The 19425-nt window shown below is 64.8% G+C and carries 23 protein-coding genes; 15 read left to right on the top strand and 8 right to left on the bottom strand.

All coding sequences use genetic code 11. From position 1 onward, the window contains the following. Positions 1 to 65 precede the first annotated feature (65 nt). From ACLLJI_RS15215 to ACLLJI_RS15190, 6 genes are all read left to right on the top strand, one after another. On the top strand, positions 66 to 938 hold the full coding sequence (locus tag ACLLJI_RS15215) for a general stress protein (RefSeq protein ID WP_434613887.1): 873 nt from the start codon (positions 66 to 68) through the stop codon (positions 936 to 938). 338 nt (positions 939 to 1276) lie between these two features. Further along, a complete protein-coding gene (locus ACLLJI_RS15210) occupies positions 1277 to 1420 on the top strand; it encodes a hypothetical protein (RefSeq protein WP_434613884.1) in 144 nt (47 codons plus the stop codon). A gap of 17 nt (positions 1421 to 1437) precedes the next feature. Beyond that, complete coding sequence (locus tag ACLLJI_RS15205) at positions 1438 to 1863, top strand: hypothetical protein (RefSeq protein WP_434613881.1); 426 nt, start codon at positions 1438 to 1440, stop codon at positions 1861 to 1863. Next, a complete protein-coding gene (locus tag ACLLJI_RS15200; RefSeq protein ID WP_434613878.1) occupies positions 1860 to 2156 on the top strand; it encodes a hypothetical protein in 297 nt (98 codons plus the stop codon). The genes ACLLJI_RS15205 and ACLLJI_RS15200 overlap by 4 nt, the downstream gene beginning before the upstream one ends. A gap of 5 nt (positions 2157 to 2161) precedes the next feature. Then, positions 2162 to 2947 carry a hypothetical protein gene (locus ACLLJI_RS15195; protein WP_434613875.1) on the top strand — a complete coding sequence of 262 codons (786 nt, stop codon included), beginning with the start codon at positions 2162 to 2164 and terminating at the stop codon, positions 2945 to 2947. Beyond that, positions 2935 to 3219 carry a hypothetical protein gene (locus ACLLJI_RS15190; protein WP_434613872.1) on the top strand — a complete coding sequence of 95 codons (285 nt, stop codon included), beginning with the start codon at positions 2935 to 2937 and terminating at the stop codon, positions 3217 to 3219. The genes ACLLJI_RS15195 and ACLLJI_RS15190 overlap by 13 nt, the downstream gene beginning before the upstream one ends. 5 nt (positions 3220 to 3224) lie before the next feature. Here ACLLJI_RS15190 and ACLLJI_RS15185 read toward each other — a convergent pair whose 3' ends face one another. Beyond that, on the bottom strand, positions 3225 to 4817 hold the full coding sequence (locus ACLLJI_RS15185) for an aminopeptidase P family protein (protein ID WP_434613869.1): 1593 nt from the start codon (positions 4815 to 4817) through the stop codon (positions 3225 to 3227). 104 nt (positions 4818 to 4921) lie between these two features. Between ACLLJI_RS15185 and ACLLJI_RS15180 the strand changes: the two genes are divergently transcribed. Further along, on the top strand, positions 4922 to 5770 hold the full coding sequence (locus tag ACLLJI_RS15180; protein WP_434613866.1) for a PHP domain-containing protein: 849 nt from the start codon (positions 4922 to 4924) through the stop codon (positions 5768 to 5770). A 47-nt stretch (positions 5771 to 5817) separates the two neighbouring features. Here ACLLJI_RS15180 and ACLLJI_RS15175 read toward each other — a convergent pair whose 3' ends face one another. From ACLLJI_RS15175 to ACLLJI_RS15165, 3 genes are all read right to left on the bottom strand, one after another. Further along, a complete protein-coding gene (locus tag ACLLJI_RS15175; RefSeq protein ID WP_434613864.1) occupies positions 5818 to 6345 on the bottom strand; it encodes a diacylglycerol/lipid kinase family protein in 528 nt (175 codons plus the stop codon). Continuing rightward, the gene (locus ACLLJI_RS15170) at positions 6252 to 6746 is read right to left on the bottom strand and encodes a diacylglycerol/lipid kinase family protein (RefSeq protein WP_434613862.1); all 495 of its coding nucleotides are present in this window, start codon (positions 6744 to 6746) and stop codon (positions 6252 to 6254) included. Before ACLLJI_RS15170 ends, ACLLJI_RS15175 begins: the two co-directional genes overlap by 94 nt. Before the next feature lie 146 nt (positions 6747 to 6892). Beyond that, the gene (locus tag ACLLJI_RS15165; RefSeq protein WP_434613859.1) at positions 6893 to 7156 is read right to left on the bottom strand and encodes a GlsB/YeaQ/YmgE family stress response membrane protein; all 264 of its coding nucleotides are present in this window, start codon (positions 7154 to 7156) and stop codon (positions 6893 to 6895) included. 332 nt (positions 7157 to 7488) lie between these two features. Here ACLLJI_RS15165 and ACLLJI_RS15160 point away from each other — a divergent pair, with 332 nt between their 5' ends. From ACLLJI_RS15160 to ACLLJI_RS15140, 5 genes are all read left to right on the top strand, one after another. Next, positions 7489 to 8241 carry a hypothetical protein gene (locus tag ACLLJI_RS15160; RefSeq protein WP_434613856.1) on the top strand — a complete coding sequence of 251 codons (753 nt, stop codon included), beginning with the start codon at positions 7489 to 7491 and terminating at the stop codon, positions 8239 to 8241. Beyond that, the gene (locus tag ACLLJI_RS15155; protein ID WP_434613853.1) at positions 8238 to 8663 is read left to right on the top strand and encodes a phage holin family protein; all 426 of its coding nucleotides are present in this window, start codon (positions 8238 to 8240) and stop codon (positions 8661 to 8663) included. Before ACLLJI_RS15160 ends, ACLLJI_RS15155 begins: the two co-directional genes overlap by 4 nt. Continuing rightward, positions 8660 to 9268: a DUF3618 domain-containing protein gene (locus ACLLJI_RS15150; RefSeq protein ID WP_434613850.1), complete on the top strand. Its 609-nt coding sequence runs from the start codon at positions 8660 to 8662 to the stop codon at positions 9266 to 9268. Before ACLLJI_RS15155 ends, ACLLJI_RS15150 begins: the two co-directional genes overlap by 4 nt. A 382-nt stretch (positions 9269 to 9650) precedes the next feature. Further along, entirely contained in the window at positions 9651 to 10040 is a 390-nt protein-coding gene (locus ACLLJI_RS15145) for a MarR family transcriptional regulator (protein WP_434613847.1), read from the top strand. Between the two features lie 117 nt (positions 10041 to 10157). Then, entirely contained in the window at positions 10158 to 10388 is a 231-nt protein-coding gene (locus tag ACLLJI_RS15140) for a zinc-ribbon domain-containing protein (RefSeq protein ID WP_434613844.1), read from the top strand. 364 nt (positions 10389 to 10752) lie between these two features. Here ACLLJI_RS15140 and ACLLJI_RS15135 read toward each other — a convergent pair whose 3' ends face one another. The 3 genes from ACLLJI_RS15135 to ACLLJI_RS15125 form a co-directional block, all read right to left on the bottom strand. After that, complete coding sequence (locus ACLLJI_RS15135; protein WP_283559467.1) at positions 10753 to 11628, bottom strand: DNA-methyltransferase; 876 nt, start codon at positions 11626 to 11628, stop codon at positions 10753 to 10755. A 20-nt stretch (positions 11629 to 11648) separates the two neighbouring features. Beyond that, a complete protein-coding gene (locus ACLLJI_RS15130) occupies positions 11649 to 13478 on the bottom strand; it encodes a DEAD/DEAH box helicase (RefSeq protein WP_434613841.1) in 1830 nt (609 codons plus the stop codon). Positions 13479 to 13782: 304 nt separating this feature from the next. Further along, the gene (locus ACLLJI_RS15125) at positions 13783 to 15336 is read right to left on the bottom strand and encodes an RNB domain-containing ribonuclease (RefSeq protein ID WP_434613838.1); all 1554 of its coding nucleotides are present in this window, start codon (positions 15334 to 15336) and stop codon (positions 13783 to 13785) included. Between the two features lie 96 nt (positions 15337 to 15432). Here ACLLJI_RS15125 and ACLLJI_RS15120 point away from each other — a divergent pair, with 96 nt between their 5' ends. From ACLLJI_RS15120 to ACLLJI_RS15110, 3 genes are all read left to right on the top strand, one after another. Next, on the top strand, positions 15433 to 16137 hold the full coding sequence (locus tag ACLLJI_RS15120; RefSeq protein WP_434613835.1) for a ferritin-like fold-containing protein: 705 nt from the start codon (positions 15433 to 15435) through the stop codon (positions 16135 to 16137). 129 nt (positions 16138 to 16266) lie between these two features. After that, complete coding sequence (locus ACLLJI_RS15115; RefSeq protein ID WP_434613832.1) at positions 16267 to 16779, top strand: hypothetical protein; 513 nt, start codon at positions 16267 to 16269, stop codon at positions 16777 to 16779. 206 nt (positions 16780 to 16985) lie between these two features. Continuing rightward, positions 16986 to 17972, top strand: coding sequence for an LLM class flavin-dependent oxidoreductase (locus ACLLJI_RS15110; protein ID WP_434613829.1), 987 nt, complete (start codon positions 16986 to 16988; stop codon positions 17970 to 17972). Between the two features lie 211 nt (positions 17973 to 18183). Here ACLLJI_RS15110 and ACLLJI_RS15105 read toward each other — a convergent pair whose 3' ends face one another. Continuing rightward, on the bottom strand, positions 18184 to 19389 hold the full coding sequence (locus ACLLJI_RS15105; protein ID WP_434613826.1) for an acyltransferase family protein: 1206 nt from the start codon (positions 19387 to 19389) through the stop codon (positions 18184 to 18186). Positions 19390 to 19425: the final 36 nt, after the last annotated feature.

The following is a 19425-nucleotide window of genomic DNA, read 5'->3' as shown; positions in this document are numbered from 1 at the left end:
GGCGCGCGCGGTTCACTGCCAGCGATATCCCTGCGCGCAGTAAGAATCATGGGAGACAATGAAGTATGGCAAATCTTTTTGGACGTACCCGCGGCGTGGACTCAGCTCGTGCTGTTCCGGTCGGAGATACCGTAGGCTCCTACACCTCCTACCTCGACGCCCAGAAGGCAGTGGACTATCTTGCGGACCAGAAATTCCCGGTCCAGCAGGTGTCCATCGTGGGCAACGATCTGAAAATGGTGGAGCGCGTCACCGGTAAGCTCAGCTACCCGCGTGTCGCCCTGTCGGGCGCCTTGACCGGTGCCTGGTTCGGATTGTTCGTCGGTGTGCTGCTGTCCTTCTTTGCCTCCAGTTCGGCCACCGGCGGCGGCTACTTCTCCATGATGACCTCCATTCTGATGGGTGCCGCCTTCTGGATGCTCTTCGGGATCGCCAGCTACGCCATGCAGCGCGGGAAACGGGACTTCACCTCCACCAGCCAGGTTCTTGCCTCCAGCTATGACGTTATTGTCGGCGTCGAGGTCTCGTCCGAGGCGCGCCGGCTGCTGTCCCAGCTGCCGATGAGCAAGGGCGCGGCCCATCCGGCCCAGGCGGGGCAGCTCTACCAGCCGCCGGCCCAGCGCAGCCAGCCCATCCAGCCGCCGCCGGCCCGGCCGAACGGCTGGACCGATCCGTATGGCTCGGCACCGGAAGAGGACAGGAGCGCGGGCAGCACGCAGGGCCAAGAGACACCCGTCGAAGGCGCCGTGATCCCCACCACCGGAAAAACTCCGGGGACGTACTCGGACCTGCCGGATGGCCGCCCGCAGTACGGCATCCGTTTGCCGCAGAGCCCGGAGAACCCACCCGCCGCGGAGGTTCCGCCGACTCCTGAGCAGGATCCTGCACCAGTTGACACTGACGATGCCCGGCAACCCGCGCCCCCTGCCGACCGGTAATAACGGGATGCAGCCGTTGGCGACCGCGGATCATTGAGGGCCATATGCACACGAGGCAAGTGCCCTGAGAATAAGCTGCCGACGTGACCAAGGAACGCTCGGTTTCTCATCGGTAAAAGATATCGAGTCGGAGAATCGGTACGACCGGAGACCTATGTAATCGGACGTCTTCGGTAAGTCCACGTTTTGCTCTATGCAAAACAGGATTCCATGGGCTTATGGTGAGGTCTATTACTCGGTCTCTATTGGGGGAATCATGAAGCTTTTAGGGGTACAGCGCTGCGCGGCGGATCACTGGCCAGGTCAACGCGTCCGTCGATGTCGGCACGGGAAACCTGATGGTGTCCCTGACGCGTTTGTCGTTGCCGGACATCAACGCCGAGTTGCCGCTGGGCGTGGTCTATAACTCCCGCTCCGCCACCACATACGCCGGCAGTATCGCCCCGCGCTGGACCCTGGCCCTGGGCGCCGCGGTTCCCTGACCACCACGCCCACGGGTGTGCTGTACACGGCCGGGGACGGGTACTCCGCCCTTTTCACCCCGGTTTCCGGATCGACGACGGCGTTCACGGCCCCGGCCGGGGTGAAAGCGGACCTAGTCAAAACCGGTACCGGTTACACCCTGACTTCCCGCACCACCGCCACGGTGGTGACGTTCAATACGGACGGGCAGACCATCTCCTTCGCGGACCGCACCGCCAACGCCCGGTTTACCTACCCCTCCGGGATGCAGACCCTGGTCGCGGGCCCGGACACCGACCAGGGCGTGGCCGTAGCCACCGGCCCGCACACCACGTACGCGCTCACCACGGCCGGCGGGTCGCCAGCGCGACGGATCCGCTGGGCCGGGCCAGGTCGGCAACCTATACCGGGGATTTCGACACCCTCACCGCGACGCAGGGCACCGGGGCCACCGCAGGCATGACAACGAATACGTTCGGGGCGAACACCGGTCATTCCGTTACCGCCTCCCGGACGGCCGGTGGTGCGACCGGGCAGGCCGCGTATGGGAACACCGCCGCGAACACGAAGTATCTGGCGACGTCGGCGACCAATGATGCGGGCAACCAGTCCCTGTACAGCTTCGACGGGGCCGGGAACACCATGACCACCACGGACGCGATGGCCGCGACCCGGACGGGACCGCCGCCACCGCCGCCGCACCGGGGAACGGGACGAACAAAACCGCCTACGGCTACGATGCTAACCATCAGCTGACCTCCGTGACTCCGGTGATCGGGTCATCCCTGGGCGCCCGCGCCTTCACATACGATGTGTGGGGGCGTCCGTTGACGGCCACCGACGGGGCCGGGACCACGTCCTACGGGTATGACCAAATGGACCGGCTGACCTCCCGGGCGAATACCGCCGGCGGCGGGACCATCACCTACACCTACGACAAGGCCTCCAATCTTGCCTCCACCACGGACACCCGCAGGACCACGAGCTATGCCTTCGATACCTCCAATGTCCCGACCTCGTTGACGTACCGGTACAACTCCGGGAATCATGTTCTGGCGTTCGCGACCGATGACCGGGGACGGCGCACCGATATCTGGATGGACGCCAACACCGGGCACACGACCTGGGCCGCGCACTCCCACACCGATTACGACACCACCGGACGCGTCACCCGCACCACTTCCCAGGTCGGCACCGGGGATACCGACAACCGGCCCGTGATGGACCTGACATACTGCCACGCGGCCGGCTCGACCGCCCCGACGTGCCCCGCTACCGCATCCGCGGACCGGTCGAATATTCAATGGGTGAAGGACAACCTCACCAACGCCGTCACCGCCTACACCTACGACCGGGCTGGTCAGCTCACGAAGGCAGCGGTAACCGGCGGCACCGCCCCACCACCTACACTTACACGTACGACGCGCGGGGGAACCGGCTCACCGCCACCAGCACCGGGGCCACCACGAGCAGTCAAACGTTCACCGCGAACGCGGCCAATCAGATCAGCTCCCCCGGGCTGGAGCTCCTGCGAGTGGAACCCATAAACGTAGTCTCCTACAGTCGGGAACCCGGACTAACCAGCACCCCGTCCACCAAACCGGGTACGTTCCACCCCGTTGCCCCCGCACAACGCTCCACCGCCGCGCAGACCAAAGCCAGCCGGCGGACCACCGCCGACGGGGCCCCTGCCTACAGTTTCCGGGCCCTCCTCGAACGCCTCGCCACCCTGACCCGCAACGACATCCGCTACGGCACCGACACCACGATGCCCGCAGTCCCGACGCTCGCGGCGCCCACCCAGACCCGGGCCGGGTGACGGCGTCAGTTCGCGGCTGCCGCCTCGGCGCCATAAATGCCGGCCATCCAGGACTCAACCTCGTCCGGGGTGCGGGGCAGCGCCGAGCTGAGGTTGACCGGGCCGTCGGCGGTGATCAGGATGTCGTCTTCGATCCGGACGCCGATGCCGCGGTATTCGGCGCCGATCCCGAGATCCTCATCCTTGAAGTACAGGCCGGGTTCGATGGTGAAGATCATCCCCTCGGTGATGATGCCGTCCAGGTAGAGCTCGCGCTTGGCCTGCGCGCAGTCATGCACGTCCAGGCCCAGGTGGTGGCTCGTACCGTGCGGCATCCAGCGACGGTGGTGCTGACCCTCGGCGGAGAGCGCGATTTCGGCGGACACCGGCAGCAGTCCCCACTCTTCCAGCCGCGCGGCGAGAACCTCCATAGCCGCGGTGTGCACATCGCGGAACTTCCGGCCCGGGACGGCGACGGCGAAGGCGGCATCGGCAGCGTCGAGCACGGCTTGGTAGACCTTGCGCTGGGTTTCGGTGTATTCGCCGTTCACGGGGACGGTGCGCGTGACGTCAGCGGTGTAGAGCGAATCCGCCTCCACGCCTGCGTCGACCAGAATCAGCTCGCCGGCCTTGACCGTACCGGTGTTGCGCGTCCAGTGCAGGATGGTGGCGTTATTGCCGGCCGCCGCGATGGTGTCATAGCCGAGCTCGTTGCCCTCCTCGCGGGCGCGGGCAAAGAACGCGCCCTCCACCACGCGTTCGCCGCGCGGATGCGTGATGGCGCGGGGCAGGGCCTTGATGATTTCCTCAAAACCGGCCACCGTCGCCGCGACGGCGATCCGCATCTGCTCGACTTCCCACTCGTCCTTGATCAGACGCAGTTCGGAGAGCGCCTCGGTGAGCTTGTCATCGAGGGCATCCAGTGCGCTGAGATCCAGCTGATCCGGGTCTTTGGCCGTGTTGTACCGGGCGGTATCGACCAGAGCGTCGAGGTTTTCGTCGACCTTGCGGACCAGACGGACCGAAACACCGCCGACTGAGGTTTCACCCACGTTCTTCGTGACCGCCATTTCCAGCTCGTCAATATGGGCGGTGGCCAGCCCCAGCCGCGCGGTGAATTCCTCCAGCGTGGGGCGCGGACCGATCCAAAATTCGCCCGAGCGCGCATCAGCGTAGAACTGTGCCGTGTCCCGGCCGGCCAGCGGACGGAAGTAGAGCGTGGCGCGGTGGTTGCCGCCGTCGTCGCCCTCTCCTTCGTCCGTCGGCTCCAAAATCAGGACGGCGTCCGGTTCGTGATCCACTCCCAGACCCGTCAAGTGGGCAAAGCCTGAATGCGGGCGGAATCGGTAGTCCGTGTCATTGGACCGGACCTTCAGCGCACCCGCCGGGATGACAAGGCGCTCGCCCTTGAACTGCACCGACACGGCACGACGACGGCGCGCCGCATGGTCCGCAACGTCCGCACGCTCGGGCAGGGTGGTGGACCCTGGGGCCCAGTTGCTGGCCATGAAGGCGCGGAAGGCCTCCGACTGGGGCTTCTGCGACCGGTTGTTCACGCGGTCCTCAAGGGGCTGTTGTGCGGATGCGGACTCTGGGGTGCTCTGCTGGGACTCATTCACCCCTTAAGTCTCTCACCGCGCCCCGACATCGGGCCACCGGCGGCCCGGGGCGGAGTCCGGCGCGGGCGCCCGCATGCGGGAGCGGCCGGACGTAGGCTGTAGGGGTGAGGATCGATCTGCATACCCATTCAAATGTTTCGGACGGAACCCAGCCGCCGGCCGTTTTACTGGCCGCGGCCCGGGACGCCGGCCTCGACGCGCTGGCACTGACCGATCACGACACCACGGACGGCTGGGCGGAGGCGTCGACGGCCGCGCGGGAAATCGGTGTGGCGCTGGTGCCTGGCATGGAGGTTTCCTGCCGCACCGCCGAGGGAATCAGCGTCCACCTGCTGTCATACCTGCATGACCCGGCCCATCCTGGGCTGCTGGAGGAAATCACCAAGGCCAAGGACGCCAGGCTGAGCCGGGCGGAGCGCATGGTGGAGCGGTTGGCGGAAGATTATCCGCTGAACTGGGACGATGTCACCCAGCATATGGCGCCGGGGGCAACGGTCGGCCGGCCGCATATTGCCGATGCGCTCGTCGCGGCGGGGGTCGTGGCGGACCGGAGCGAGGCGTTCGCCAGCATTCTGACTTCGCATTCGCACTATTACGTCTCGCATTACGCGCCGGATCCGATGCGCGCCGTTGAACTGGTCAGGGCGGCAGGAGGCGTCCCCGTTTTTGCTCACCCGGTGGCCTCGGCCCGCGGCCGGGTGGTAGGGGAGCAGACTTTCCGGGACATGATCGACGCTGGCCTGCTGGGCGTAGAGGTGGACCACCGGGACAATCCGGAGGAGGGAAAGGCCTGGCTGCGCGCGTTGGCGGCCCGGCATGCGCTGCTGGTGACGGGTTCGTCGGATTACCACGGCTTGGGGAAGCCGAATCAGCTGGGGGAAAACCTCACGGCACCGGACGTGTTGTCGCGGATTGAGGATCTCTCCAGCGGCACCGTAGTCGTTCGGCCGTAGGAGGCCGGTATCGGTTGCCGACGTTTTGGAACCGGCGCCGAAAGACTTCAGGGCTGGGGTAGGCGGACGAGCAACGCGCCGGGATCGATGGTCATGGTGAGGTGTTTAGCTTCTCCAATATGGTCGCCGTCGAGCTGGATGGCTTGCGCGGCGTCGAAGCTGATTTCCACTTTCTTGCCTTGGAAGTATTCGATGGCGGGATCTTTCGTTTTGCCGCGGCTGACGAGCCCAGCGAGTACCGCGAACCAGCCTAACCGGCCGCTGGGGGCGACGGTCATAATTTCGAGGATGCCGTCGTCGAATTTAGCGCCGGGAAAAATTTCGAGGCCACCCTGAAGTTTTCCGCAGTTGCCGCCCATGACAGAGCGCAGCCTCCGGCCCAGCGGCCGGGCGCCGTCGACGCTGATGTTGGTTTTGACAGGTTTGCCGGGAAGGTTGCGGATGCCGGCATCAACGTACGCCAGCCATCCCACTTTGTCCTTCAGCATGTCGTTCGTATCGGCCATGACGGCGGCGTCGAAGCCGAGACCGGCCATGACGAGGAACGCCTGCTCGTCCTGGGCATGGTCCACCACGGCTTTGACGACATCGATGGGCCGGTCTTGACCGTGCGTAAGGGCCAGTCGGGCGGAAGCGAAGGGTCCGTGACGTCCAGACCCAGATTCCGGGCCAGGAGATTGCCGGTACCTAAGGGAATAAGCCCCAAGGGTGTGTCCGTGCCGGCGAGGACGTCAGCGACACACCGCACGGTCCCATCACCACCGGCGGCGATGACCAGGTCCACGTCTTCCTCTAATGCTTGGCGTGCTTGTCCGGCGCCGGGGTCGTCCTCTGTTGTCTCCAGCCACAGTGGCTCGGCCCAGCCTTCTTCAAGGCAGATGTCCAGCAGGGTCGTCTTAAAGTCCACGGCCACATTTTTTGACGGATTGATGATGATGGCCACGCAACGGGATGCGGGACTAACGGGATATGGCATGGCGCTCTCCATGATTGGTTCCTCCGAGGAAAGGTATGTTGTCCGCGACAGTACGGAAGCATCGGCGGTGTACCGCGACGCCACCTGTACCGAGGGATCAGTCCGTCAACCCGGCGGGCGGTTCGGCTTGGTGTTGTGTGGGTGGGTTACTTGCGTAGTCGCCTGGTGATCAGGCCCCAGACCAGCAGGAACACCACGGAGCCGCCGATGGCGAGCAGCCACGTTTGAAGTGAGAAGAAGCTCTGCAGGTGTGCTCCGAAGACCAGGCCACCTAGCCAGCCGCCGAGGAGTGCTCCAATAACTCCCACAATCATGGTGATGATAATGCCGCCGCCCTGGCGTCCGGGAAGTATCAGCTTGGCGACGGCCCCGGCGATGAGTCCGAGCACCAGAAAAGCAAAAAATCCCACTGTGTTGTCTCCTTCGGCGGGCTTCCAGCACGGAGGCCCGGTTACTTGGTGGTCGTCGATAGTCCGTCAGAACTAGTTCCCATGAATAGTAATCATACTTAGCCTAGATCCACATCCGCCGCACGACGCACATGGATCCACGCCAGCTGGCGCGATTGGGTACCGGAGATTTACAAGGCCCATGAGGCGAACCCTTATTCTGTGGTCCTGTCGGCGAGGGGTTGACCGTTTAAAAGTAACCATGCTTACGATAGGGTGGTAAGCATGGTTACTATCGAAAAACCAGGGATCCCAGTTCCGGATCAGCAGCATACCTTTGAAAGCGAGCGACGATGACAGAGAACCCACGGACGCAGGACGCACAGACCTCGTCGTACGGTGCTACCCCGGAAGCGACGGTCAGCGACTCCACAGCAGACGCAGTCAAGGGAGAAGCCGCTGACATGGCCCATGTGGCCGCACACTCGGCAGGCCACGTTGCCGAGACAGCGAAGGATGAGACGAGTCAGGTCGTGTCAGAAGTAGCGTTCCAGGCCAAGGACCTGTTTGCCCAGGTGCGCACTGACTTGGTGGATCAGGCGGACGCTCAACAGCAGCGACTCGCTGGGGGTCTGCGTTCTGTCGCTGATGAACTGCATTCCATGGCCAACTCTTCCGATCAGAGCGGAACGGCCAGTGATCTGGTCCGTCAGACTGCGGACAGGTCTGCCTCGTTGGCGTCCTGGCTCGAAGGACGGAATCCGGGGTCCCTGCTTGAGGAAGTGCGAGGCTTCGCCCGGCAGCGTCCGGTTGCGTTTCTGGCTCTCGCGACCGGTGTCGGCATCCTAGCTGGCCGGCTGACCAGAGGCCTAAGCGCTGGGGCTTCCAGCGGCGGGACAGCAAACGGCACCTTAACGACTCCGGTTAGGGCTGTTTCACCGGTCGTTGCCCCTGCCCCTGTTCAGCCCTACGGCGCCGGTGACGTGTATGTGGAGCCAACTCTTGCAGCAGGGGAGGCCCCGGTTTCCACGTCAGCCTTGCCCGGAACACCGGATTACCTGGCTCCCGAGACGGAGTCCTTCCCGGATGGCGGAAGGTACCGATGAGCAGCGAAATCCCCCAAACCGCCGCTGAACATAAAGCCGCCACCACGTCTCTGGGTGATTTACTCGGTCAAGTATCCGGTGACATCTCGACTTTGATGCGCCAGGAAGTGGAGCTGGCCAAAGTCGAGGCTAAACAGTCAGCCATCCGCGCGGGAAAGGGTGCCGGTCTATTCGCCGGTGCCTCGGAAGCGGCACGCTTCACCTTGCTGTTCCTCTCCATCGCTTTGTGGTGGGCGCTGGGCGCCTACGTCACAGGGCTGGGCTGGTCCGCTGTGATCGTCGCTGTTGTTTGGGGCATCATCGCTGCGGTGCTGGCCGTGAAGGGCCGCAAGGAGATGCAAGCTATCAAGGGTCTGCCCAAAACGACGCAAACCCTGCAGGAAATTCCCGGAACTCTGAAACCAAGCGAGGAACCACGATGAGCGAAAACCCAGAAGTCTTGCGTGCCAACATTGAACAGACCCGCGCCGCCTTGAGCGCCAACGTCGATGCACTGGCCGATAAGGTCAGCCCGTCGCACATTGTGGACCGGCAGACCGAAAAGGTCAAGGAAAGCGTCCGTGGTGCCGTCACCGGGCTCAAAGACCGCGTCATGGGTGCTGCTGACCAGGTCGCTGATACCGCGCACGAGGCTGTTTCCGGAGTAGGTGATAGCATCTCCGGCACCGGAGGGGCTATCGGAGACGCCCCGCACCGGGTCGCGGTGAAAGCCCAGGGCAATCCCATCGCAGCAGGTTTGATCGCTTTCGGCGCCGGGATGCTCATTGCCTCGCTGATGCCTGCATCGCAGAAAGAGCGTGAAGCCGCCCAGGCCATCAAGGACGCCGCCGCCCCGTTGACGTCGCACTTGAGCGAGGCCGCGAAAGACATCGCGCAAGGACTGCAGGAACCAGCTCAGGAAGCGGTGGCAAGTGTGAAGTCCACGGTGTCCGATGCTGCCGAGCACATCAAGGATGAAAGCCAGTCCGCTGTTGGCGATGTCACTGACCGAGCGGCAGAAGCCAAAGACAATGTGCAAAACGCCTAGGTACTGAACGGAGACGGCGGCTGTGCGACTGTTCATTCAGGCGCACAGCCGCGGCTCGCCCCGGGAAAGCGGGGTCTGCGGGGAACGCGGCCACCTTCCGAGGCCGGGGCCAGCTGCACGCCACCGGCACCGGAGGGACGATGCGCAGAACACGAACCTACGAAATCCCCACAGCCTGCAGCGCAGGTTCCTTCTTCGTGGGACAACAATTTGTGGGTTGGCACCCGGGAGCTACTGCGGCGGGACCCGGCCGGGGCGTGAGCCATTGAGATCCGGACCAGATCGAACCCCTGCCCAGGAGCCGTCAGAACCGACATCGCAACGCGCACTGGATCTTGATTCCTGGCCCACCGCACGGTTATTGATCACGGCAGGCCGGCTCGTGGAGTACCTCGGTAACCAGGTCCTGGCGCCCCTGAAACTGACCATGTCCTCGTTCACAGCCCTGATGTCCCTGGCCGCGGCCGGTCCCATATCTCAAGCAGCCCTGGCCGGCAGTCTCAGGATCCGGGCCCAAACCGTTGGAAAAATTCTTCGAGGGCTGGAAAGCGAGGGCCTCATTACTAGGAACAGGGGAATCTCCGATCAGCGCAGCACCACAGTTGCACTAACTGACGCCGGCAGAGAATTGCTGCAGTCCGCTCAGGATGCCGTGAACGGCCTGTCTCTGGAGAATTACGATAGATCAGCGGATCTGCGTCTACGCCTCACAACATTGATCGAGGCAATCCCCACCACGGCCACGACTCCGCTGCCCCACCTGGGCCTCTGATTTCCACCGTATGCTAACGCAGGTGGGCTGAGGCAAGCGGCTCCCAGGGTGTCGATGACATAACAGGTCCGGCCCCACCAGACGCCGCCTACCACCGGCCCTGAAACGACAGAGACCATGTTCCTGCTCTTTGGATTCAAAACCGTGTTCCATACCTTGTTCTCCCGCCCCGGGACATGCCAATACTGCGGTCAGTGTGCACGGCAGGACGTGGAAGAACGCGCGACGAAACTCACCGTGTTCTTCATTCCCCTCCTGACCACCAGCCGACACTATTGGCTGACATGTACCAACTGCGCACGAACCACCGTACTGACCACAGGGCAAAAAAACGCGCTCATGGCCTGAGCAGGTGTCGGTGAGCCAGGCACTGGACGTGGCTGCTCGCCACAATGCATGAGTGCGCCGCCCGCGACAAGTGCCTCCGGCACGCCACGGCTGATATATACTGCACACTTCAGCAGGGTCGGACAGTCTTAGTAGCCGAGTGGCAGACTTAGGCCATGGGTACTGAGCACTGGTGGCAGCGGCGGCGGTGCTGTTCCGTCAGGGGATGCTATCTACCAGCTTCGACAGCCCGGATGCCTTTTTGCAGCTTAGACCTTTGGGGCCTTTAGTTGCGCGCGTTGAGCATGGCAGCATACCAGGCGTGAGGGCCGCCCGCTCATCTAACAGCACCAGGACCGCCGTCGTCCGGTCAGGGCGGGGTCTGTCAGTCGGCCGGGGGATGGGCGACGACGGTCGCGGCAAGTCCCAGCCGCCGGGTCATGACCTCGATGGCCTGCGGGTTCTGGTCCACGCAGATGAACTTCCGGCCCAGCCCGAACGCAACGGCCCCCAGTGTCCCGGATCCGGCAAAGAAGTCCAGCACCCAGTCACCCGGGCGCGAGGACGCGGCCACCACCCGGCGCAGCAGCCCCTCGGGTTTCTGCGTGGGGTAGCCGGTCTTCTCCTTGCCAGTCGGGGAGACGATGGTGTGCCACCAGACATCGGTGGGCAGCTTCCCGAGCTCGCGCTTTTCCGGCGTCACCAGCCCGGGCGCCATGTACGGCTCCCTGTCCACTTCTGCGCTGTTGAAGTGATATTTCGCCGGGTTTTTCACATACACCAAGATATTGTCGTGCTTGGCCGGCCACCGGTTCTTGGCGCGGGCACCGTAATCGTAAGCCCAGATGAGCTCGTTGAGAAAGCAGTCCCGCCCGAAAATGGCGTCCAGCATGACCTTGGCGTAGTGCACCTCGCGGTAATCCAGATGCACGTACAAGGTGCCGTCCTCGGCCAGCAGCCGCCAGGCCTGCAGCAGCCGCGGCTCCAGAAACGACCAATAATCCGTGAACGCGTCGTCGTAGCTGTGCAGGGCGCCCTTGGTGGTGGCATAACTCTGCCCGCCAAAGCCGATCCGGTCGCCGTTGGCGCTGCGGGTCATGGTGGTCTGCCGGCGGCTCTGCGTACGCCCGGTGTTGAACGGCGGGTCGACGTAGATCAGCGTGAAGGCGCCGTCCGGCAGGGTGGGAAGGTACTCGGCGTTGTCTGCCTGCACCACCAAATTCGCGCCGTCGCCATCAGGCTGCCATCGCGTACTCGTCATCGGCTGCGAAGTTCCCGGCGCTACTCGGCTGCCTGCGACTCGGCGCCGGCCACAACCTCGCCGTTGCGGCGGCGGGTCCGGCTGCGGTTGCGGCGCGGGCGGGCCGCCTGGGTCGTGCCTTCGCCGTCGTTGCCGGTGGGCGCAGTGACGGGACCGGTGGTTCCGGCGTCGGACGGGTCGGAGGACGGACGACGGCGGCTGCGCTCAGCGCCGCCGTCGCCGGCGGTTTCCGTGCGGCCGCCGGAGCGGGCGCTGTCAGGTGCTGAGCGTGCGCCCTCACGTCCGCCGGAGCCGCGACCGCCTGAACGGTTGTTATCGCCTGAACGGTTGTTATCCGATGAGCGGCCGCCGGAACGGACGCTGTCCGAGGCAGAGCGTGCGCCGTCGCGTCCGCCGGAGCTCCGTGCGCCGGAACGGCCATTGTCCGATGAGCGGCCGCCATGTCCGCCGGAGCGAGGTGCGGCGTTTCGCTTGCCCGTCTCGCCCAGATCCTCCAGGACCTCGGCGTCGATCCCGGCGTGTGTGCGCTTGTTCCGGGGCAACCGGCCCTTGGTGCCCTCGGGGATGTCCAGGTCCTCGTACAGGTGCGGCGAGGAGGAATACGTCTCCACCGGCTCCGGACTATTCAGCCCCAGGGCCTTGTTGATCAGGGCCCAGCGGGGCATGTCATCCCAGTCCACGAAAGTCACCGCGGTGCCCTTGTTGCCGGCACGGCCGGTGCGTCCGACGCGGTGCAGGTAGATCTTTTCGTCCTCGACGCACTGATAATTGATTACGTGCGTGACGTCGTCGACGTCGATGCCGCGGGCGGCAACATCGGTGGCCACGAGCACGTCGACCTTGTTGTTGCGGAAGGCGCGAAGCGCCTGCTCGCGCGCGCCCTGGCCCAGGTCGCCGTGGATGGCGGCGGCGGCGAAACCGCGGTCCACCAGCTCGTCGGCCACCTTGGCGGCGGTACGCTTGGTTTTCGTGAAGATGATGGTCCGGCCGCGGCCGCGGGACTGCAGGATCCGTGCCACCACCTCGGCCTTGTCCATGCTGTGGGCTCGGTAGATGAGCTGGCGGATGTCGCGCTTGGTCAGGCCCTCATCGTCCGGGTCCGCGGCGCGGATGTGCGTCGGCTGGGTCATGTACCGCCGGGCCATGGCGACGACGGCGCCGGGCATGGTTGCGGAGAACAGCAGCGTCTGGCGGACGGCCGGGGTGCCGGCAATCAGCGTTTCGACGTCGGGCAGGAAGCCCAGGTCCAGCATTTCGTCGGCCTCGTCCAGCACCACGATCTTGACGCTCTTGAGATTGAGGTGTTTCTGCTTGTACAGATCGATCAGGCGGCCGGGGGTGCCGACCACCACCTCGACGCCCTTCTGCAGGGATTCGATCTGCGGCTCATAGGCCCGTCCGCCGTAGATGGTGACGATCCGGGCGCCGCGCTGGCGCGATGCCGTGGCCAGGTCGTTGGCAACCTGGACCGCGAGTTCACGGGTCGGCACAATCACCATGGCCTGCGGTGCCCCCGGGATGGGGAGCTTGTCATAGCCCGGATCCTTGGGTGCCACGACGCGCTGCAGGGCCGGAATGCCGAAGCCCAGCGTCTTGCCGGTACCGGTTTTCGCCTGCCCGATGATGTCATGGCCTGCCAGCGCGATCGGCAGCGTCATGGATTGGATCGGGAAGGGATGGGTGATGCCAGCCTCGGTCAGCGAGGCCACAATGTCCTCGCGGACATTGAAGTCCGCGAAGGTCTGGGCCACCTCCTGGTGCGGCGCCGCGGTGGTTGTCAGCGTTGCCTCAACGGTGAGTTCGTCGTCGGTATTGTCCGCATGCAGCTGTGTTTCAGTCTCAGTATTCAAATGCTTACCGTTCAATTCGTCTATTCAGGTGCCGCAGACCAAGGCTCGACGCCGGTACCTTTGAGGGACCGAACGGAGCCAGCCAAGGCGGCACATTCAGCGGAAGCCGATCGCGGGCTAACAACTGCTTGCCGGCTGCCGCTGCAGTTCTCCTGCGAACGCGCAGCCCGGCATCATAAGATCGCGTAGGGGCGGGTTTGTTGAACTCAGAAAGGAATCAATCAACGACCGGGCATCCATGTCTACCCTGCCAGTCTAGCGGGTCAGGCTGGGAAAACCCTTGTTTCCTGCGTTCCGGCCGCGTTCAGACCTGCCGGAACAGCACGGCCCGGACGGCGATATCGGCCTGCAGTAACCGGACGCGGATATTGGTTCCGGGCTCCAGCACACCTTCGCAGTATGCGGAAACCGCCGGATCCTTGAGCTGGATAGTGCTCCTGGGGCTGGGCGGAGCATTGCCGTTTCCATTCGTCTTAGGCCCGCTGATGACGACGGCGTCGAACTCGTTGCCGATGTGGGTGCTCAGCAGGGCGGCTTCGACGGTATCTATCGCGGCCCGGTCCACCTTGGCGGCCTGCTGATCGGAGGCCATCATGATAGCCGGCAGATGAGGCAACGCGTCCCGGGCCCACTGCGGAACAGATTCCCCGGCGCTGAGCGCGGCGCAGATGGCCAGCACAAAACGGTCCACCAGCCGGCGCAGCGGTGCCGTCGTGTGCGTGTAGGGCGCGGCGACGGCGGCCTGGACGGAGCGCTCGGGCGTCGTTCCGTCAAAGGGAGTGTAGCCGGCTCCGCGGAACAGCGAGGTGGCGGCGTGCATCAGGGACAGCTGCTTGGGGTCGGCGGTGTCCAGCGACCGCAGATAGTCCCCGTAAGGCATCTCCGCCGGCCACGGCTTGTTCAGTGCGATGGTCTGCCGCCGGTACCTGTCCACGGATCCGTGGTCCGGCTCCGGCATGGTGCGCAGAATCCCTACTTTTGCCTGCAGCATCAGGGCGGCGGCCGCCATGCCGGTCAGCAGCGAGATCTGCGCGTTCCAGTCCTCGATGGGTAAGGCGGGACGAAAGACCAGTCTGTACTGTCCGCCGTCGAACTCCACTTCCTGTTTCGGCACGTTCAGGCTGGCCCCTCCCCGCCGGTGCTCCAGCGCAATACGCTTGAGCCCGATTTCCTTGAGCAGCGCAAGCGTGCGGGCAACCGCAGCGTCATCGTTCGTGCCTGTCGGGAGCCGGCCGGCGCCGTCGCCGGTCGTTCCTGCCGGGACCCGCCCGCCGCCGTCGACAATGGCTTGCGCCTGCTCATAATCCAGCCGGGCGACGCTGCGGACCGCCGCGCGCCGCACCGTCGTCGAAACCGCCTCACCCGCGTCGTTGAGCGCAATCTCCCAGACGAACGCCGAGCGCACCCGATCCGGCAACAGGCTGGCCGCGCCCTCGCTCATGTCCGCCGGATGCAGCGGCACCCGCCCGTCCGGGGTATAAACGGTCTGCGCGCGCAAACGGGTTTCCGCGTCCAGCGCGCCACCCGGGGGGACGAAGGAGGGGACGTCGGCGATGGCGTAATGCACCAGATAGCCGCCGACGGCCCCGGGCTGGTGCGTCTTTTCCAGGCAGTCCGTCTTTTCCAGAAACAGGGCCTGGTCAAGATCCATCGAACCGGGGGGATCGATGGTCAGGAACGGCCGCGCCGTGAGGTCCAGATCCGGGAGCCGGTGGGAGGCGATCGACGCCGCGACTTCCGCCAGCACGTCCTGCTCGAATTGCCCCGGGAGCTTGAATTCGCTCTTCAGGGCCGCCAGCGCCTGGGCAAGCTGCTGCTGGGCGGCGCTGGTGTGCACGTCAATGTGAGAGTAAGGCACCCGCTAAGCCTAGCCCGCAGGCCCCGCCGCGTGGTGCCGCCCCGTGAAGCGCCGGGACAGGGCTGCACCTATCACAGAGCCGCTACCCTAGTTTCTATGAGTATCCCGCCGGGTGAGTCCGCCCCGAACGTCTCCACAGGTGAGCTGAACGCGCGTTACGACAAGTTTGTTGTGGATCTCTTGGGCGTTATCGCCTACGGCGAGTTGTCCGCGTTCGAGCGGCTCTCCTCCGATGCCCGCTATTCGCCGACACTGCATGACCGCGCCGCCCTGGGCCGGATGGCCGTCACCGAATTCGAACACTTTGACGTTGTCAGGGCCCGGCTGGCCGAGATGAACATGGACGTGGAGCTGGCCATGCGCCCGTTCCAGCCGTCCATCGATTCCTTCCACGACCGCACCCGGCCCGCCGACTGGTACGAGTCCCTGATGAAGGCATACGTCGTCGATGCCATTTCCGGGGACTTCTACCGGGCCATCAGCGAATTCCTGGATCAAAAGACGCGTGAGGTGATCAACGCCGTCCAGACAAATGACGAATCCGGCGCCTTGCTCCAGGATCGGCTGAAGAAAATGCTCGCCGACGATCCGCGGCTGGCGTCCCGGCTGGCGTTGTGGGGCCGCCGGCTGGTGGGGGAAGCCCTGACACAGGCCCAGCGCGTGGGCACGGAGCACAGCTTCCTGCGCGGCCTGATGATCGAGGACGAACTTCCAGCCGCCCGCAACGAGGTCAGCACGCTCCTGGCCCAGCTGACCAAGAACCATTCCCGACGGATGAGTCAGCTGGGCCTGACCGCCTAGCCCGCGGGCGACGTTATTCGCTTCGCGGCGCCGCGACGGTCCGTTCGCGGCGCCCCGAGGGTGTCCCTGCCGTCCTGCAGCGGACGCACTCCGTGCCCGATTGGGCAGCAGAAACGGTGCCAGGTGGTGATGTCCGCCCCAGCGGACGGGCAGGACCCCTGTGCGCTGCGCGAACCGGGTGGCGGCATTGTGATGGACGTGGTCCGGGTTGCGAAAGACCCGCGCGTCTTGCTGGTTGGCTACGGCGCTTCGGCATCGACGATGGGCCACGCGGGCCGGCCGGGCTACGGCTCTGGCTGCGGTGCGTCAGGTGGATCCGGAACGGCAGCTGCAGGCGCTTGGCATCTGAACGCGGCGGTGCGGCCCGGTGGTCTGCGCTGGGGGATGGAGTTCTCTGACGGGCGCCGCGGGAAAGCCCTCGACGAGTCCCCGTGGAACTCTTACGACCGGCATGAGGCGCCGTTGGAGCCCCCGGTCTCGACGCCGGTGATAGATGGCATGGGACGGCCCGTTCCGTATGCGGATACTTGGACCCGGGAGTTCGGGATCTGGCCCCTGCCGACCGCGGGTCGGCTGCGTTTTGTCTGTGCGTGGCCGGACAGGGCGTCCTGGAAACGTCGACGCCCTTGGACGCCAATCTAGTGCTGGAAGCTGCCGGAATGGCCTCGTCGCTGTGGCCTGATCCCTGGCAGGACTCGCGGCGCTGGCCGGGGTGAAATAAGCACGGGTGAAATAAGCACGGTGAAACAAGCACGGTGAAATAAGCACAGGCCGCCCGCGGTTGGCACTAGAGAGTCGAGCCGGCCCAGCCGGCGTGCATTTTCCCCGCAATGAAAGGCCTCATCCCCATGACTGTTCCCCTCTCCATCCTTGATCTGGCACATATTGGACGGGGCGAAGCAGCCGAGAGCTTTAAGGCCAGTGTCGCGCTGGCGCAGCGAGCTGAGGAGTGGGGCTACCGGCGCATCTGGTATGCGGAACACCACAACATGCCCACCATTGCCTCCTCCGCCACGAGCGTTCTGATCGCCCACGTTGCGGCGCACACCAACACCATCCGCCTTGGCGCCGGTGGCATCATGCTGCCCAACCACGCTCCGCTGACCATCGCCGAGCAATTTGGAACCCTGGAAACCCTGCACGCCGGGCGCATTGACCTGGGACTTGGCCGCGCTCCCGGCAGCGACCAGAAGACCATGCACGCCTTGCGCCGGGATCCGATGTCCTCGGACAGCTTTCCGCAGGATGTGATGGAACTGCAGGGATACCTGACCGGAAACACCCGCATTCCCGGCATTAACGCCATCCCGGGCAAGGGCACCAACGTGCCGCTGTACATTCTCGGATCCTCCCTATTCGGTGCGAAACTGGCCGCCGCGCTTGGGCTGCCGTATTCCTTTGCCTCGCATTTTGCCCCGAGTGCACTGGAGGACGCCGTGAAGATCTACCGTCGCGAGTTCCAGCCGTCCGAACAGCTCTCGGAGCCCTACGTGATTGCGGGTGTGAACGTGATTGCCGCCGATACCGAGGAAGATGCGCAGCAGCAGTTCCTGGAGGGGAAGCGCGCCCGGATTTCCCAAATGGTTGGCCAGGGCCGGACGTTTACTCCCGAGGAGGCAGACCTGCTGCTCGAATCCCCGGCGGGGCAGCAGGTGCTGCAGATGGCCCGGTACTCCGCCGTCGGAACCCCCGTACAGGTGAAGAAGTATCTGGACGACTTTACGGAACTGGCCCAGGCCGATGAACTGATCGTGGCCACCCAGGCCAGCGGTGTCGAGAACTGGCTGCGTTCCTACGAGCTGCTTGCCGAGGTTGTCGGGTTGGTCCGCGCGTAGCAGGCGTTCTCAGCACGGAGCTGTGGTCACCCAGAGATTACGCATGGGTCCAGCGTCCAGGCCGGGGACAATCGGACTTTGATCCGTGTGCTGGGTGAGGAAGTGTCCGGGATCCGGGGTCTGTCCGCCGACGACGATGCTGAATAACGTTCGACGGCGTTACCGGGGCGGGCGCGACCGGCGATAGTCCGCTATGCGACCGGAGCGCGGATCAGCCCGCCGTGGCCGGGGCGACGGTGCGCGAGAACACCGCCCGTAGACGTTTGCGGGCAGGCTCTTCCACATAGCTGAACAGCAAATAGGTGGCCAGCGCCATGCCGCCCAGGGTCGCCACCGCCAGGACATTCCGGACCAGCTGACCTGCGGAGGGCAGCACTTCCACGGTCAGCCAGTGGTAGAGGTAGATGAAGGCCATGTGCACCAGATACAGGCTGTAGGACGCCCGGCCACCCGCCAACAGCCAGGGATGGCAGAGTGCCGCACGCGCCCGGCCCCGGACCAGACTGAGCAGTGCCAGCAGCGCGGGAAAGACCAGTACCACCACTTTGCCGTGTCCCGGGGCCGGGACCGCCAGTAAAAAGGCCACCACTACGAGGATGCCGATCACGGCAGCCGGTCCGGCCAGCGCGGGGCGGGATGCGAACCGGTCGCTGTTCCGCGCCGCCAGGAACGCGAAAGCGCCGGCTAAAAAGCAGCAGAGAATCCGGACCAGCCAGCTGTAGGGATACGGCCGGCCCGTGTCGACCAACTGGCCCGGACCGATCAGCGCGATCGGCAGCATCAGCAGCAGAGATGAGGCCAGCGCGGGAACCGGGTGCAGGAGGCGCAGGCGGTAGAGTCCCAATGCCGCGACGGGAAACGCCAAATAGGCCAGCCATTCCGCGCTGACGGTCCAGCCCGGACCAAACCAACTGGCCCCGTCGCTGAACGGCTGGAACCATAGGTGGATCATCAACAACTGCTTCGCCAGGCCCCAGGCGGAGAGGTCGGGCGCGCGGGCCTGCAGGGACCAGTCCAACACCGAGTGCTGCACCGTGCCCAGCACGAACCACAGACCCAGCAGACCGACCACCAGCGCAAAGGCCGGCCACATCCGGGCGAACCGCGCCCAGACGAAATCACGGTAACCGGGCCAGTTGAGCTTGGGTCCTAGCCTCAACAGATACGTGTAGGAGATGATGAAGCCGCTGAGGATAAAGAACACATCGACGCCCAGATCGCCGCTGACGATGAGCCGGTGGAAGGTCATAAAGACAGGTCCCAGAAACGTATTCCCCATCAACTGCAGGTGGAACAGCACCACCCACACGGCGGCAAGAAACCGGAGCGAGGTCAGTACACCGATCTGCGGTGCAGCGGCTGCCGGGTTTGCCGACTCTGCCGCCGGTGGACGATGGCGAGTGAACTCAGAGAGCATTGACTCCACGCTACATTGCTGTTCTGAACGCTTCCT

This window comes from Arthrobacter sp. A5 (assembly GCF_051131705.1).
Classification (GTDB): Bacteria; Actinomycetota; Actinomycetes; order Actinomycetales; family Micrococcaceae; genus Arthrobacter_M.
This window is presented reverse-complemented; position numbering and strand designations above follow the sequence as displayed.

Bases quoted from the DNA above. Each gene is read 5' to 3' on its own strand.
- ACLLJI_RS15160 (WP_434613856.1), top strand. From the start codon at position 7,489: ATGACAGAGAACCCACGGACGCAGGACGCACAGACCTCGTCGTACGGT.
- ACLLJI_RS15115 (WP_434613832.1), top strand. From the start codon at position 16,267: ATGTCCGCCCCAGCGGACGGGCAGGACCCCTGTGCGCTGCGCGAACCG.
- ACLLJI_RS15105 (WP_434613826.1), bottom strand. From the start codon at position 19,389: ATGCTCTCTGAGTTCACTCGCCATCGTCCACCGGCGGCAGAGTCGGCA.
- ACLLJI_RS15215 (WP_434613887.1), top strand. From the start codon at position 66: ATGGCAAATCTTTTTGGACGTACCCGCGGCGTGGACTCAGCTCGTGCT.
- ACLLJI_RS15200 (WP_434613878.1), top strand. From the start codon at position 1,860: ATGACAACGAATACGTTCGGGGCGAACACCGGTCATTCCGTTACCGCC.
- ACLLJI_RS15155 (WP_434613853.1), top strand. From the start codon at position 8,238: ATGAGCAGCGAAATCCCCCAAACCGCCGCTGAACATAAAGCCGCCACC.
- ACLLJI_RS15140 (WP_434613844.1), top strand. From the start codon at position 10,158: ATGTTCCTGCTCTTTGGATTCAAAACCGTGTTCCATACCTTGTTCTCC.
- ACLLJI_RS15120 (WP_434613835.1), top strand. From the start codon at position 15,433: ATGAGTATCCCGCCGGGTGAGTCCGCCCCGAACGTCTCCACAGGTGAG.
- ACLLJI_RS15150 (WP_434613850.1), top strand. From the start codon at position 8,660: ATGAGCGAAAACCCAGAAGTCTTGCGTGCCAACATTGAACAGACCCGC.
- ACLLJI_RS15210 (WP_434613884.1), top strand. From the start codon at position 1,277: ATGGTGTCCCTGACGCGTTTGTCGTTGCCGGACATCAACGCCGAGTTG.
- ACLLJI_RS15110 (WP_434613829.1), top strand. From the start codon at position 16,986: ATGACTGTTCCCCTCTCCATCCTTGATCTGGCACATATTGGACGGGGC.
- ACLLJI_RS15170 (WP_434613862.1), bottom strand. From the start codon at position 6,746: ATGCCATATCCCGTTAGTCCCGCATCCCGTTGCGTGGCCATCATCATC.
- ACLLJI_RS15135 (WP_283559467.1), bottom strand. From the start codon at position 11,628: ATGACGAGTACGCGATGGCAGCCTGATGGCGACGGCGCGAATTTGGTG.